The following is a 14509-nucleotide window of genomic DNA, read 5'->3' as shown; positions in this document are numbered from 1 at the left end:
ATGACCGTCACACTCCAGAAAGTCGAAACCGAAATCATCGAAATATTGATGGAGATGACCGCGGATTGGGATCTCGATGTCGAGCAGATCCAGCCCCAGACCAGCCTGGTCGAAGAACTCGAATTTGCTTCGATCGACTACGTGCATCTGGTGGTGGAAATCGAGGAACACTTTCAGCGCAAACTCGATTTCAGCGAATTGATTTTGCGCGACGGCAAGTACGTCAGCGATATCTCCGTCCAGGAACTGGTCAACTTTGTAACCCGTAAACTCAATCAGGATTAGCCATGACTCGAACTTTAGCAATCGGTTTGGATGGGGCCACTTTTACGGTACTCGACCAGATGGTCGAAGAACTGCCCGGCCTCGGTCTGGCCATGCCCTTTATGAAAAAAATCTTCGAGCAGGGCTCCCGCTCCAAATTGCTCTCGACGCCCAACCCGCTCACCCCGCCCGCCTGGGTCTCGTTTATGACCGGGCGCACCCCCGGCAACCATGGCGTCTACGATTTCATCCGCATGGAAGAAAAGGGCGACGACGTCTTCTACACGCTCTACGACGCCCGCGACGTGCAGACCGAGATGATCTGGTCGATTGCCACCCGGGCAGGCAAAAAAGTGGTTGCCCTCAACTATCCGTTTACCGCCCCGCCCCGGCCCAACACCGGTTCGCTGGTGCCCGGTTTTACCCACTGGAAGCACCTGCGGCGCAGCACTTCGCCTCCTGAACTGTACGAACGCCTCAAAGAACTGCCCGACTTCAGCCCCAAAAACCTCGCCTGGGACTTCGAGCACGAAAAGCAGATCATGGAAGCGCTCAACCAGGGGGATCTGGCCGATTGGATCCGCTACCATATCCGCCGCGACGAAAACTGGTTCGCGGTGGCCAAGAAGCTGCTGGTCGAAGATAAGCCGGATCTGATGGCGGTCCTGTTTGACGGCACCGACAAACTCCAACACCAAATCTATTACTACCTCGATCCGAACTTGATCCCAGAGGAGCCGAGCGAAGGGTACCTCACCCTGCGCGCCCTCTCGTTCGAATATTTCCGCAAGCTGGATAGCTGGATTGAGCAACTGGTGGAACTGGCCGGTCCCGACTGTCAGGTGTTCCTCAACTCCGATCATGGCTTTACGGCCTCTTTTGAGGTCGTGCGCATCAACGCCTACCTCGCCCAAAAAGGCTACCTGGTGCTCAAGGCGGGCGATGGCAACGACGACGGCCGTCCCACCGCCTCCTGGTTTGCCAATGTCGATTTCACCAAGACGAGCGCCTACTGCCCGACCCCGTCGAGCAACGGCATCGTCATCCGCGTCGCCGCCAAACCCGGCGATCCTGGTATCGCGCCTGCGGAGTACGAAGCGTTTCGCGACCGGCTGATTGCCGATCTCGAAGCGCTCGTCGACCCGGTCACCGGCGAGCGGATCATCACCGCCGTGCGCAAGCGCGAGGACATCTACAACGGAGCGGCCTTGCCCGAAGCCCCGGATCTGACCCTCACCCTGCGCGATCACGGCTTCGTGTCGATCCGCGACGTGTACCCGGTGGTCGAGAAGCGGCCCGAACCGCTGGGTACCCACCACCCCGACGGGGTGTTTCTGGCCTACGGCCCCGGCATTCGCTCGGGCTTTGTGGGCGAGCGCCACAACATCCACGACGCGCCCGCCACGCTGCTCTACAGCCTCGGCCTGCCCATCCCCGACAACTTCGAGGGCAAGGTCACCGTCGACTTTTTCAACGACGATTACCTGATGGTGAACCCCGTGCGCACCGGCGAGGCGGCCCTGGCAGGCCAGGGTAAAACCGACGAAGCCAGCATCAGCGAAGCCGAAAAAGCGAAGCTGCTGGAGCAGCTGCAGATGCTCGGCTACGTCGAGTAATACCCCATGGGCAACCCCGAACCGCGGCCCGGCCTGCGCCTGGAAGATCTGCGCAAGACCTGCCGCAACGGCCTTGGAGACGGCTTCAACAGCTACGCCCACGCGATGGGCTGGTTTGAGGGCCGTCTCTACGTGGGCACCACCCGCGCCGTGCTGCAGAAGCTCAAGACGATGATTCCCCTGCAGACCGAATTCTGGCCCGTGGACGCCTCGGATCTGACGGCAACGGACTTCGAGGAGCGCGTCGCCCCCGCCGAGATCTGGCGCTTCGACCCGGTGAGCGACCACTGGGAGCGGGTCTTCCGCTCGCCACTCATCTTGGGATCCCACGGTCAGTACATCGCCCGCGAGATGGGCTTTCGCTCGCTCACCCTGTTTCAGGGCACCTCGGACAGCAAACCGGCGCTCTACCTGGGCAACTTCTCCCGCGCCCAGGGACCGGGGGCGCAGATCGTCCGCTCAGAAGACGGCGTCCACTTCGAGGCGGTCTCCGAGGGCGGCCTGATGGGGCTTGCCTTCACGAGCATCCGCCTGCTGGTGCCCTTCAAGGGCAAGCTCTTTACCGCCCCCACCGGCGCCAAGGGCGGCAACCAGAACGCGAGCGGCGTCTGCATGATCTTCGAGAGCGACGATCCGGCCAGCGGCATCTGGCGGGCGGTCAACGAACCCGGCTTTGGCGATCCGGGCAACCTGACGGTGTTTATCATGAACACCTTCGAGGATCACCTCTACGCGGGCACCTTCAACAACGCCGGTTTTCAACTGTGGCGCACCGACGCGGAGGGCACACCGCCCTACCGCTGGCAGTGCGTGATCGAGGGCGGAGCGGGCCGCGGTGCCCTCAACCAGGTGGCGGTGAGCTTGATTCCCTTCAAAGGCGCTCTGTACTTAGGAACGGGTATCCAGAACGGCGGCTGCGATCTCAAGAACAACATCGGCCCAGCCGGGGCTGAAATTTTGCGGGTGCACCCGGACGGCTCCTGGGATTTACTGGTTGGCGAGCGGCGCGCCGACGGCCGCTTTCCGGCCAGCGGCTTTACCGACGGCTTCAACAACGTCCGCAACGGCTACATCTGGCGGATGGGCGCCCACGATGGCTGGCTGTACGCCGGCACGATGAACTGGAGTTCGATATTGCGCTACATGAGCCCCGACATTGCCACCAGCGCTAAAGTCCGCCGGATTATCGAACTGATTGGCCTCGACAACCTGGTGGATGAAGAAGGCGGCTCGGAACTCTGGCGCAGCTGCGACGGCGAGAACTGGCTGCCGGTAGACCGGCGCGGTTTCGGCAATGTCTACAACTATGGCATCCGCAACATCGTCTCGACCCCCGCGGGCCTGTTCATCGGCACCGCCAACCCCTTCGGCCCCCGGGTCGCCGTCAAAGAAGACGGTCAGTGGACTTACACCGACAATTCCCTAGGCGGCTTGGAAGTCTGGCTCGGCAACCGTGTGCCTGTCCAACCGGCTGCGGGCATCCCCAAGGCGCTCGCTTCGAGCTTTAACGGTCGGAACGGACCTCTCACACAGCCGCTTTCTCAGGGGTAGAAGGCAACTGCAAACCTTCGCCGTCCTGTGAAGGAGCGGTCTTGACTCCACCTTTTGATACCAGCGGCAATTTGCCGCCGGGCATTCACCGAGCTGATTGGCCGGAGTTCGTGAACCGTTATACCTACAACGAAAGACGTCGCACTCTGGCCGGAGGATTGCTGGAGGCGCTGATACTGTTAAAACTGGCTGGTTGTAAAGCTGTCTACGTAGATGGCAGCTTTGTCGCCAGCAAAGCAATCCCCGGTGATTTCGACGCCTGTTGGGAACTGGACGGGGTTAATCTGGAAGTGCTCGATCCGGTTTTCCTGCGTTTTGAGGCCGGGGCGGCAAGCCTCACAGAGCGCTTCAGCGGCCAACTGTTCCCGGTTCTGGCGTCTAGCATTCTGCGCAGCGAGGACTTTTTCGATTTTTTCAGCCGCGACAGACAGACGCGCAAGCCCAAAGGCATCATCTCAGTCAACCTGGAGAGCCTGCCATGATCACCAATCGCCAGCAATACGAAAATACCCTGTACTGGATCAGCCAATTCGAAAAGGCCCTAGAGGAGTTGCCCGAAAAAGCGGCCCATTCCGGGCTGCTCCGACCGGCCGTCGAAGCGCAGGCCGGAGCCTACCGCTGCCAAATCGAGGATCTGCGACGCCAAATGCAGGAGTACGACCGTTTGCAGAGGGCGCCGGGATTCGCTCTGGAAAGTCCATCGCTTGGCGAATTACCGCACCGCCGCTTGAAGCCGACTCGGCGTCGGACAACCTCAGTCTCGCGTGTGCCCCACCGCCAGCGTATAGGCCGCCACACCGTCTACTACATCCGCCTGCTCTGCCGTTACCGCCCGGAGAGATCATCCTGAGGTGCCAGCTCCGACACCTGAAACCTGCTCTAGTATGAGTCCAAACGAAAGTGAATGGATATGTTGCTACTCGATGACTTATCCAGGTGGTTGAACATCGATGACCCGGAAGAACAACGCATCTTCGCCAATGTCACTTGGTCACAGTACGAAGCCCTGTTGGCAGAACTGGACGATAGTCTGGCGTATCGAGTGAATTACTTGGATGGAGTATTGGAAATTGTGGCACCGAGTCGGCGGCATGAAACCGGAAAAACACGCATCGGAACATTGCTGGAAATCTACTTTCTAGAAACCGATACCGAATATTTCCCCACAGGTTCCACCACCTTTCGCAACCCGGAGCAGCAGGTCGGCGCGGAGCCCGATGAAAGCTACTGCATTGGCACCGACAAAGAGTTTCCTGATCTGGTCATTGAAGTAATCGTCACCAGCGGCGGCATCGCTCGACTGGAACGTTTTCGTCGTCTCGGTGTGCGGGAAGTTTGGTTCTGGCAACATCAACGCTTCTTGATCTACCATCTGCGTGAGGATTGGACTCCATTTGCTCAGACTTTTGGCTACGAAGCCATCCATCACAGTGAGCTGCTCCCTGATTTGGATTTGGAATTGTTGGGTGAATGTATTCAGAATCCAAATCCGCTGGCAGCAGCGAAGGCATTTCGTCAGAGAGTAGAAAATAAACGAAATCAGGTATAGAAGCCAATCGCAACCTGAAAGTTGCAACCACCAACAGCCATTACGAATACATCACATCAACCCGCTCGGCGGCAAAACCCGGCAGCACCCGCTGCACCCGGCGTCCATCGAGAAGCAGATGGCGTTCCAGGACCGCAGCAATCACCGAGCGAAAGTCCGTGGTCACCGGCAGATCGCGCCCCTCAAAAAGTCGGTCGGCGGCAAGCCCCGGCCACCCGCCATAAATTTTGCCCCCTTTAACGGCCCCGCCGGCCAGCCACAGCACGTTGCCGTAGCCGTGGTCGGTGCCGCCGTTGCCGTTCTCGCGCACGGTGCGCCCGAATTCGGAGATCACCGCGATCGCCGTGCGTTCAAAAAGCGGTCCCAGTTCGGTGGCGAAGGCGGCGAGCCCCTGACCGAGCGCCCGCAACCTGAGGGCCAACTGGCCCTGATTGGTACCCTGGTTGATGTGGGTGTCCCAGCCGCCCAGGGCCATAAAGCCCAATTGCACATCCGGGTTGTGCACCATCAGCTGCGCCAGGCGCCGCGCATCCCCCGCAAAAGCACCCCCCGGCAGTGGTGCGCCGTTGCTCGCCGCGTCGTCCTCACCGGTGGCGGACAGACTTTCCTGGATCACCCGCCGGGCGTTGCGGCCCTCGCGGTAGGCGTGGCTGAGCGGATCGGAGCCGCTGTAGAGCGCGTCGAAAGCCGCCGCCACCTGCGGCCTGTCGAGGGGCTGAGCGCGGGTGGCGGCGCGGCCGGGAGCGAGGCTTGCCACCGGCTCCTCTCCCGCCAGGATGCGCGGCAGGGTCGAACCGAGATGGACCGCCCGCACCGAGGCGGTCGAAGCGGGCAAAACGGAGAGCAACCGGTTCATCCAGCCGTCGGCAGCACCTTTGAAGCCGGGGGCAGCGCTTTCCATCACTTCCTGTGCGTCGAAGTGGGAACGGTTGGGTGCAGGTAGACCGCAGGCGTGTACAAAAGCGAGACTGCCCCGCCGCCACAGAGGCAGCAAGGCTTCCAAAGCCGGGTGCAGACCGAAGTGGCCGTCTAAATCGATAGCTCCGTCCGGCTTACCGGGCCGGGGCACCGCCAGCCGCGGTCGCGCCCGATAGTAATCCCCATCGCCGTGGGGAACAACGACGCTCAGACCATCGAGCGCCCCGCGCAAAAAGACGACCACCAGCCGTCGGTCCCGGTCGGGAGCGGCCTGCACCCGGACGGCCCAGCCGGTAGTCCCGAGGGAGATAAGCGAGCCGAGGCCCGCCTGGATCAATGCGCGTCTGGGGAGGATCATCGCCGGCACCTAATAGGACATCATCTCGGGGCTACCCAGAATCAAAGCCGAGCGCAGCGCCGACGGACTTCTGGCGAGGATTTGCCGGGTTTTGGCTGAAAAGGGAGTGCCCAGTACAAGAGCGAGGGCATCCGGGTCGAGGGGTACACCCAATTGCGGCCACTCAGCAGCCACAGCCAGGTCCGCCGGTGCTGCGTCAACAGCAGCGACAGCCGGCAGCCGACCTGCAGCCAGGATGGTTGCAAAGCTCAAGCGGCGGGTCATCGCCTCCGGACTCAACCAGGCGGTGCGGGTGTTTTTGTAGCCGTCTGGAGTCTGACAACCAAATAGCGGCATTCCCAGTTGCGTCAGTGGACCCGTTAAGGCGAGGGGTTGCTCCAGGGGCATCCCGGTGGCCCGCACCGCCGAAATCACATAGCGGTAGGGCGTTTTGAATTTGGCGCCGAATAACTCGCGGCTGTTCCAGAATTCGAGGCTCTCGAAAAGAGTGGCAAGCACCGCCCGAATATCGCCCCCACTTTCGTCGAAGCGCACAGCCAGACGGCCTACCAACGCCGGGGGCGGCTCGTCGGCCACAAACGCCTGGGCGAGCTTAAAGGCGATGCGGCGGGCGGTGGCGGGGTGGCGGGCCAGCAGGTCGAGCGCCTGCAGACCCTCCTCGAATCCGCCGCCGCGGATGGTGAGTCCAAGCAACACCTTGTTCCCAGGATCGTGGCGGCTCGCGTCGAAGCAAAAGGCACCGCTGGAGGCGATGCGCTGCGCCGGGCACAGTCCCCAGCCGGTAAAAACCCGCGCCAGTTCGGTGACGTCGTTCTGGCTATAACCGCCATTGACGCCGAGGGTGTGCAGTTCCAACAGCTCGCGGGCATAGTTCTCGTTGAGACCCAACCGGCGGCCCCGCGCCCCCGGTGTGCCGGGACCGGTGTTCTGCCAGTTGTCGAGGTAGAACAGCATCGCCGGGTGGCGGGCGGTCGCGGCAAGCAAATCCGAAAAACGTCCCAAGGCGTCGGGGCGGATCGCCTCCTGCTCGTAGGAACCTACCCACAGGCGCGTAAGGCCCTTGTTGGCGTAGACGTTAAAGTGATTGAACCAAAAATCGGTCATCACCTCCTGCAACTGCCGGGGGCTCTCCACAGCCCGCAATAGCCGCGCCTCCATCGCCTGGCGGGCGACGCCGCCCAGCCGCCGACGGTAAGCTTCTCTGGCTTGCTCCAGTTCACCAGACGCGGGAGCGGCCGAGCGGCGGCCGAGCGCTGAATTGCTGCCCGGCGGCGGACCGAAGGTGCGGGCCAGATCGGCGCTGCTCATGCGCTGCGACTCCAGGCCCGCCAGACGCGACAGCAGCGAAGCGGGTTCGGGGATGGTTTCGGGCCACAGCTGCTGCTGGATGTAGCGCTCGACTCCCAGGGCGCTCACCCGCTCGATGTCCCCGGGCCGCGGCCCGTACCCGAGCCGGTTGAGCACGTGCAGCACCTGTGTATTGGAAGCGGTCTGCGCAGCGACAGCCGGGGCGTATGTCGCCCCACTCAGCACCGCCGCCGCCAAGATTGTACTGCCCAAAAATCGCCAGCCTTTCATCGCCCTTTGTCGTCCGGGTTTGTACCGTCCAATCCCGCCCGTTGGACGCTGGGCGCTGCTTACGGGTTCAATCCCGCCAACCGGTCCGGGGTGTTGTTGTGTTGCCTCGGCTACAAGTACGCTGCAAGCGTTGGCTGTACTGTACAAAAAGTGTCCTTTGAGACTTTTCCGATGTCTTTATTCGCGCGCCGGTCGCCTTTGATTTCAAGAAGACACGCCGCCGGTGCATTCTCGATCCGGACCGGGCTGTTGGGCCTGGGGCTTGCCGCTACTCTGGCGCTGGGCGCACTGCCCGCTGTTGCCCAGGCCGATTTTGCCACTCCCCGGGTCTTCCCGGCGGCCAATGAACCCTACGCCCTTGCCGCAGGCGACCTCGACAAGGATGGCGACCTCGACGTGGTCACCGCCAACGGCGCCACGGGCAACGTCACAGTTCTCAAAAACAACGGCAATGCCACTTTCAGCGCCGCCGACTTCGCCACCGGCGGGCCACCGGTTGCCGTCGCCCTGGGCGATGTCGATGGCGACGGCGACCTGGACATCGTCGCCGCCAAAGAGAGCAGCTACCCGAATTACACCAGCGGCGCGGTGGTGCTTAAGAACAACGGCAACGCCACCTTTGCCGCCCCGGTGACCATCGGCGTGAGCAACGCTCCCGCAGGTATCGCCCTGGGCGATCTGGACGGTGACGGCGACCTGGACATGGTCACCGCCAACCGGGGCGGTTACCCGGATTACAACGGCAGTGCCTCGGTGCTCAAAAACAACGGCAGCGGCAGTTTTGCCGCTCCGGTCAACTTCGGGGTCGGCAAGAACGCCAACTCCGTCGCCCTGGGCGACCTTGACAAAGACGGCGATCTCGACGTGGTCACCGCCAACGGCGGCTCCAGCAACGTCTCGATTCTCAAAAACAACGGCACCGGCAGCTTCGCCGCCGCTGTGGGCGTCGCAACGGGTAGCGCGCCCTACGCGATTGCCGCGGCCGACTTCGACAAGGACGGCGATCTCGACCTGGTGAGTGCCAACTTTGGTTCCGACAATCTCTCGGTGCTCAAAAACAACGGCAACGCCACCTTCGCCCGCACCGACCTCACCGTGGCCGACCAGCCCTACGCCGTCTCCGTGGGCGATCTCGACGGCGACGGCGACCTGGACATTGCCGCCGCCACCTTCGGCACCGACAATGTCGTCTCGATTCTCAAAAACAACGGCACCGGCACCTTTGCCGCCGCCACCGCCGTGCCCACCGGCGGCTTTACCACCCGCGTGCTCACAGGCGATCTCGACAAAGACGGCGATCTCGACCTGACGCTGGCCAATCAGTTTACCGTCTACGTGTCGGTGATCAAAAACACGGGCAACGCCACTTTCGCCAGCACCCCCAACTTTGCGGTGGCCGGTTTTCCGGCCGCTGTCGCCGTGGGCGATCTCGACAAGGATAAGGACCTGGACTTGATTGCCGCCAATCGGTTTTTGGCGAATGTGACAGTCCTCAAGAACAACAGCGGCACCTTCAGCGACGGCGGCGACTTCGGCGTCGGTGGCTCACCCTACGCCGTCACCACGGGCGATCTCGATAAAGACGGCGATATTGACGTCGTGGTAGCCAGGCGCTTTCCCGATGGTGTCGCCGTGTTGTTGGGAAATGGTACAGGCAGCCTCGCCGCTCCCGTCGGCCTGACTGTCGGCGCCACTCCCAGTGCCGTCACCGTGGGCGACCTCGACAAAGACGGCGACCTCGACATCGTCGCCGCCAATTTCGGCACCGACAATATCTCGATTCTCAAAAACAACGGCAACGGCAGCTTCAGCACCGCTACCAATTTTGCGGCGGGCGACAGCCCGATCGCGGTGGTCCTGGGCGATCTCGACAAAGATGGCGACCTCGATGTCGCCACTGCCAACTTCAATGCCAACAGTGTGGCGATTCTCAAAAACACCGGCAGCGGCAGCTTTGCCGCCCCGGTCAGCTTTGCGCTCAACCCGGACTCCAGCACGCCGACCGTTCCCTATAGTTTGGCTGCGGGCGACTTCGACGGCGACGGCGACCTGGATATCGCTACTGCAAACGTCTCCGGCAACGTGTCGATTCTGAAAAACAACGGCGACGGCAACTTTGCTCCGGCGGTGCTGCTGGCCCTCGGAGGCACCCCCAACGGTGCAGTGGTGGGCGATCTGGACGGCGACGGCGATCTCGACTTGGCGGTAACCAACGGCAGCAACCTGACGGCCTTGCTGGGCAGCAGCGGCACCTTCACCGCAGTGCCCAACTTCGCGACCGGCGACAACCCGATTGCTGTGGCCGCGGGGGATTTCGACGGCGACGGCGATCTTGATGTGGCGACGGCGAACTACTTCTCCGACAACGTTTCGGTGCTCTCGAACACGACCTCGCGGCTCACACCGGAAGACATACTCTGGCGCAACACCACCACCGGACAGAACACCGTCTGGTTGATGAAGGGCACGACTTTGCTGACTACCCTTGCCTTACCGACGGTGGGCGATCCGAACTGGCGCATCGGCGGCAGCGCTGATTTCAACGGTGACGGTCAGCGGGACATCCTCTGGCGCAACGCCGTTCTCGGCATCAACCGGGTCTGGATCCTCAACAACGGCGTCTACACCAGCTTTATCGACCTGTCGGGGGTGAGCGATCCCAACTGGCAGGTGCAGGGGGTGCGCGATTTCACCGGTGACGGCAAAGCGGATATTCTCTGGCGCAACGGAGCTACCGGGGCGAACACCATCTGGCGGATGGACAGAACCACGTTTGTAGCGAGTGTCGCACTGCCGACGGTGGCCGATCCCAGCTGGGTGATGGGCGGCACGGGGGATCTGACCGGCGACGGCAAGACGGACATTCTCTGGCGCAACGGCGCCACCGGAGCGAACACCGTCTGGCAGATGAACGGCACCGCCTTTGTGGCCAGCATCGCCCTTACAAGCGTCACAGATCTCAACTGGCGCATCGGCGGCAGCGGCGACTACAACGGCGACGGCAAGGCGGATATTCTCTGGCGCAACGGCGCCACCGGGGCGAATACCGTCTGGCTGATGGATAGAACCACCTTTGTATCGAGCGCTCCGCTCACGTCGGTGGCTCCCACCGGCTGGCAGATTCAGGGACCGCGCTGAGGGGTTTGTGACTTGCCGCGTGCGAATCAGCGGGCTTGCCGACGGCGCAACAGCCACTTTTCAGCCTCGACAGCCAGGAGCAGCGTGCCGCCCAGCCCGACGCACAACAAAAAGTCGACGGGCGACAGCGGGGTAAGTCTGAGAAATATGTCGCGCAGCGGCGGCACGGTGAGGGCAGCCACCTGCAATAGGACAATCAGGAAGATGACCAGCACCATCAGCCGGTTGGTGAACAGTCCCAAGCGCCAGAGCGATTCGTGGCTCGAACGGGTCGCAAGGGCCTGAAAAATCTGCAGGAAGGCCAGGGTTGTGAAGATCATCGTCTGCCACTGGGGCAGTCCCTGCAGGTAGTACCCGTAGCCGACCGCGAGGGTGACGGCGGCGATGAATCCGCCGACCCAAGCCACCTGCCAGCCCATGCCGTCGCTGAAGACGCCGTCGGCGGGCGAGCGGGGCGGGCGCTGCATGACGCGCTTTTCTGCCTGTTCCACTCCCATGCTGAGGCCCAAAAGCCCGTCGGTCATCAAATTGAGCCACAGAAGCTGCAGCGGCAAGATGGCGACGGTGCTTTCGAGCGGTTGACCCGTCAGAAAAAATGGCATTGGCCACAGGAGCATCACGCCCACCTTGCCGACGTTGCCCGCAACGGCGAACTTGATAAACCGCCGCAGGTTGTCGTAAATCATGCGGCCTTCTTCGACCGCCGCCACGATCGTGGCGAAATCGTCGTCGAGGAGCACCATATCCGCCGCTTCCTTGGCGACGTCGGTGCCGGTGACGCCCATCGCCACACCGATGTCGGCTTTTTTGAGCGCCGGGGCGTCGTTGATCCCATCGCCGGTCATCGCGACGATGTGCCCCTTGCGCTGCAGGGCTTCGACAATTTTGAGCTTGTGTTCGGGCGTCACCCGGGCGTAGACCGAGACCGTCTCGACATCGGCGGCGAGTTGCTCGGCGGACATGCGGCTCAACTGCTCACCGCTGAGCACCACGCCCCCGTCGGAGATGCCCAGTTCGCGGGCGATACTGCAGGCGGTCAGCGGGTGATCGCCGGTGATCATCACCGGGCGGATGCCCGCGCGCAGGCAAGTCTGCACCGCCTGGCGCACCACCGGCCGCGGCGGATCGATGAGCCCCACCAGCCCGACAAAGACCAATTGCTCTTCGAGGGCGTTGGCGCTCACCGGTTCGGCCAGCGGCCGAAAGGCCACCCCCAGCACGCGCATCCCGTCCCGGGCCAGGGCTTCCTGCTGCGAGCGGATGTGGGCGGCCCTCGCTTCGTCCATCGGCACCGGCCGCTCGCCGTCCCACAGGTTGGTGGCCAGGGGCAGCAGGCTGTCCGGGGCTCCTTTGGTGAAGACGACGTAGGGAGTACCGGCCATCGCCGCGAGCCGAGCGGCCGCCTGAGGCGGACCATCCGCCATCGAGCGGGCAAACCGGTGCAGGGTGCTCATCCGCTTGCGCTCCGAATCGAAGGGCAATTCCGCCACCCGCGGCAGTGCCCGGCGCAACTCGGCCATCGCCAGTCCGGCCTCGACCGCCGCCGCCAAGAGCGCCCCCTCGGTCGGGTCGCCCACCGGGCCGTCCGGCTGCCAGACGGCGTCGTTGCACAGGGCTCCTGCCGCCAACAGCAATTCGAGGGCGGCGGGGGAGTCCCCAAAACCACCGCTCTCCCCTCGCCGGAGGCAGCGGCCCGCAACGCAGGCCGCAGTGGCGCTCATGCGGTTTTCGGTGAGCGTACCGGTTTTGTCGGAACAGATGGTCGTCACCGAGCCCAGGGTCTCGACCGCCGGCAGTTTGCGGATGAGCGCCCGGCGGGCCAGCATCCGTTGAGCCCCCAGAGCGAGGGTGAAGGTGACGACGGCGGGCAATCCCTCGGGAATAAAAGCAACCGCCACGCTGATGGCCGTCAGGATCATCCCATCGAGCGGCTCGCCCGCGCTCAGACCGACGGTCATGATCAGCCCCGCCACGGCGATTCCGGCGGCGGCCAGTTGCTTGCCGACCGCGTCGAGGCGCTGCTGCAAAGGCGTCAGTTCCGCCTTTACTTCCTGAATGAGCGTGGCAATCTTGCCCAGTTCGGTGCCCATGCCGGTCTCGACCACGACAGCCCTGCCCCGGCCGTAGGTGACGACGGTGCCCATGTAGCCCATATTCAGCCGGTCCCCCAGGGGCACATCGGCGCGGGCCAAGGGGGCGGTGTCTTTTTCGACCGCCTCGGATTCACCGGTGAGGGCCGCCTCCTGCACGCGCAAATTGGTGCACTCGATGAAGCGCACATCCGCGGGCACCAGGTTGCCCGCCTCCAGCACAATCACATCGCCCGGCACCAGTTCGCGGGCACCGACGGTGCGCAAAGCGCCGTCGCGCCGAACGCGCACATCGGGGACCGCCAGCTTTCTGAGGGCGGCAATCGCCTTTTCGGCCCGGTAATCCTGCAGGAAACCCAACACGACGAACAGGACCACGATGGCGAGGATAGCCCCTGCCTCCAGCCATTTGCCCAGCACCAGGGACAATCCCGCTGCCCCCAATAAAATCAGTACCATCACAGCGCTGAGCTGCTCCCAGAGGATTATCCACGGCGAGCGTGCTCCGCGATCCACCAGTTCGTTGGCACCACCTTCAGCCAACCGCCGGGCCGCCTCGGCACCCGGCAGGCCGCGCTCGGCCTCCGTGGCCAGTGCAGCGAGCACCTGCTCCACCGGCAGGCAGTGCCAACCGTCCGGCCGGCAGACCGGGGTGCTAGGTTCCATCGGAGTGTTGCGCATCGCATCGTCTCCCGAAGTCACGGCAGTGGACGAGCGGCTGGGGTCCGTACCGCTCAGGCGCTCGCCTTGAACTGCGCGCGCGGGGCGGCGACCAGTTGCTGCAGCACCAATACCGCGCAGGATAGCGCAGGATTTGGCTAAGATCGATTTGCCTCGGTGGCGACCAGTTGCTGCAGCACCAAGACCGCGCAGGGGGCGTGGTGGACGACGTGGTTGCTGACGCTGCCCAGGAACAGTTCGCTCAGGCCCGAGCGGCCCCGCCGACCCAGCACGATCAGATCCGCGCTCCACTCCTTGGCCATTTTGCAAATCGCGTGCTCGGGGCTACCCGCATACTGGGCATGGTTTGCCTCGACACCGGCGGTCCTCGCCTCCTCCACCAGGGCGGTGAGTTTCTCGAGGCTCTCTTTTTGCATCGTCTCGCGCAATTCTAGATACCGCTCGAAGGCGGTCGCGCCGATGAGTGCATAAAAATCGCCCGGGGCGGGGGTGGGATTGGCCAGATAGTTGTCGTCTTCGTAGGTGAGCACGTGCAAAATCAGCAACTGCGCCCCATGCAGGCGGGCGACTTCGAGCGCGTCTTCAAAAACCTTGCGGCCTGCCGGGGAACTGTCGATGGCTGCCAGTACTTTGCGAAACATGGTGCGCTCCTTTCGATGCAATGCAATCGGCCCTTGTGTCTCCACCGTAGGCAGCAATGGTGAAAAACCGGAGAAGGCTGCCTGCAACCCGCCTGGGGCAAGCCGTGCGGCGCAATGAGTCATAT

At 63.1% G+C, this 14509-nt stretch carries 11 protein-coding genes; 7 read left to right on the top strand and 4 right to left on the bottom strand.

Annotated elements, in window-relative coordinates:
• Genes GLL_RS21740 through GLL_RS21715 form a run of 6 tightly spaced genes read left to right on the top strand, consistent with a single transcriptional unit; the run spans position 1 to position 4980 of the window.
• Positions 1–285, top strand: coding sequence for an acyl carrier protein (locus tag GLL_RS21740; protein WP_011144208.1), 285 nt, complete (start codon positions 1–3; stop codon positions 283–285).
• Positions 286–287: 2 nt separating this feature from the next.
• Positions 288–1880: an alkaline phosphatase family protein gene (locus GLL_RS21735; RefSeq protein WP_011144207.1), complete on the top strand. Its 1593-nt coding sequence runs from the start codon at positions 288–290 to the stop codon at positions 1878–1880.
• Between the two features lie 6 nt (positions 1881–1886).
• The gene (locus GLL_RS21730) at positions 1887–3431 is read left to right on the top strand and encodes a hypothetical protein (protein WP_011144206.1); all 1545 of its coding nucleotides are present in this window, start codon (positions 1887–1889) and stop codon (positions 3429–3431) included.
• 41 nt (positions 3432–3472) lie between these two features.
• Positions 3473–3913 carry a DUF6932 family protein gene (locus GLL_RS21725; protein WP_164929475.1) on the top strand — a complete coding sequence of 147 codons (441 nt, stop codon included), beginning with the start codon at positions 3473–3475 and terminating at the stop codon, positions 3911–3913.
• Positions 3910–4281 (top strand): hypothetical protein, encoded by a 372-nt coding sequence (locus tag GLL_RS21720; protein ID WP_011144204.1) that lies wholly within the window; start codon positions 3910–3912, stop codon positions 4279–4281. The genes GLL_RS21725 and GLL_RS21720 overlap by 4 nt, the downstream gene beginning before the upstream one ends.
• Before the next feature lie 60 nt (positions 4282–4341).
• Entirely contained in the window at positions 4342–4980 is a 639-nt protein-coding gene (locus GLL_RS21715) for a Uma2 family endonuclease (RefSeq protein WP_164929474.1), read from the top strand.
• Between the two features lie 40 nt (positions 4981–5020).
• Here GLL_RS21715 and GLL_RS21710 read toward each other — a convergent pair whose 3' ends face one another.
• On the bottom strand, positions 5021–6256 hold the full coding sequence (locus GLL_RS21710; protein WP_164929473.1) for a DUF1501 domain-containing protein: 1236 nt from the start codon (positions 6254–6256) through the stop codon (positions 5021–5023).
• Between the two features lie 9 nt (positions 6257–6265).
• Positions 6266–7834 carry a DUF1800 domain-containing protein gene (locus tag GLL_RS21705; protein WP_011144201.1) on the bottom strand — a complete coding sequence of 523 codons (1569 nt, stop codon included), beginning with the start codon at positions 7832–7834 and terminating at the stop codon, positions 6266–6268.
• Positions 7835–8005: 171 nt separating this feature from the next.
• On the opposite strand from GLL_RS21705, the gene GLL_RS21700 reads away from it, so the two are divergent.
• The gene (locus GLL_RS21700) at positions 8006–10972 is read left to right on the top strand and encodes an FG-GAP repeat domain-containing protein (protein WP_011144200.1); all 2967 of its coding nucleotides are present in this window, start codon (positions 8006–8008) and stop codon (positions 10970–10972) included.
• 26 nt (positions 10973–10998) lie between these two features.
• On the opposite strand, the gene GLL_RS21695 is transcribed toward GLL_RS21700, so the two are convergent.
• Together GLL_RS21695 and GLL_RS21690 are read right to left on the bottom strand one after the other, a co-directional pair.
• Positions 10999–13743 (bottom strand): cation-translocating P-type ATPase, encoded by a 2745-nt coding sequence (locus GLL_RS21695; RefSeq protein ID WP_197530065.1) that lies wholly within the window; start codon positions 13741–13743, stop codon positions 10999–11001.
• A 137-nt stretch (positions 13744–13880) separates the two neighbouring features.
• Positions 13881–14384, bottom strand: a complete 504-nt coding sequence (locus GLL_RS21690) for a universal stress protein (RefSeq protein WP_011144198.1) — start codon at positions 14382–14384, stop codon at positions 13881–13883.
• Positions 14385–14509 lie beyond the last annotated feature (125 nt).

The organism is Gloeobacter violaceus PCC 7421 (assembly GCF_000011385.1).
GTDB classification, from domain to species: Bacteria; Cyanobacteriota; Cyanobacteriia; order Gloeobacterales; family Gloeobacteraceae; genus Gloeobacter; species Gloeobacter violaceus.
The sequence above is the reverse complement of the archived record's forward strand: the minus strand, read 5'-3'. Positions and strand labels throughout refer to the sequence as shown.

Bases quoted from the DNA above. Each gene is read 5' to 3' on its own strand.
- GLL_RS21695 (WP_197530065.1), bottom strand. From the start codon at position 13,743: ATGCGCAACACTCCGATGGAACCTAGCACCCCGGTCTGCCGGCCGGAC.
- GLL_RS21730 (WP_011144206.1), top strand. From the start codon at position 1,887: ATGGGCAACCCCGAACCGCGGCCCGGCCTGCGCCTGGAAGATCTGCGC.
- GLL_RS21740 (WP_011144208.1), top strand. From the start codon at position 1: ATGACCGTCACACTCCAGAAAGTCGAAACCGAAATCATCGAAATATTG.
- GLL_RS21715 (WP_164929474.1), top strand. From the start codon at position 4,342: ATGTTGCTACTCGATGACTTATCCAGGTGGTTGAACATCGATGACCCG.
- GLL_RS21735 (WP_011144207.1), top strand. From the start codon at position 288: ATGACTCGAACTTTAGCAATCGGTTTGGATGGGGCCACTTTTACGGTA.
- GLL_RS21690 (WP_011144198.1), bottom strand. From the start codon at position 14,384: ATGTTTCGCAAAGTACTGGCAGCCATCGACAGTTCCCCGGCAGGCCGC.
- GLL_RS21720 (WP_011144204.1), top strand. From the start codon at position 3,910: ATGATCACCAATCGCCAGCAATACGAAAATACCCTGTACTGGATCAGC.
- GLL_RS21705 (WP_011144201.1), bottom strand. From the start codon at position 7,834: ATGAAAGGCTGGCGATTTTTGGGCAGTACAATCTTGGCGGCGGCGGTG.
- GLL_RS21700 (WP_011144200.1), top strand. From the start codon at position 8,006: ATGTCTTTATTCGCGCGCCGGTCGCCTTTGATTTCAAGAAGACACGCC.
- GLL_RS21710 (WP_164929473.1), bottom strand. From the start codon at position 6,256: ATGATCCTCCCCAGACGCGCATTGATCCAGGCGGGCCTCGGCTCGCTT.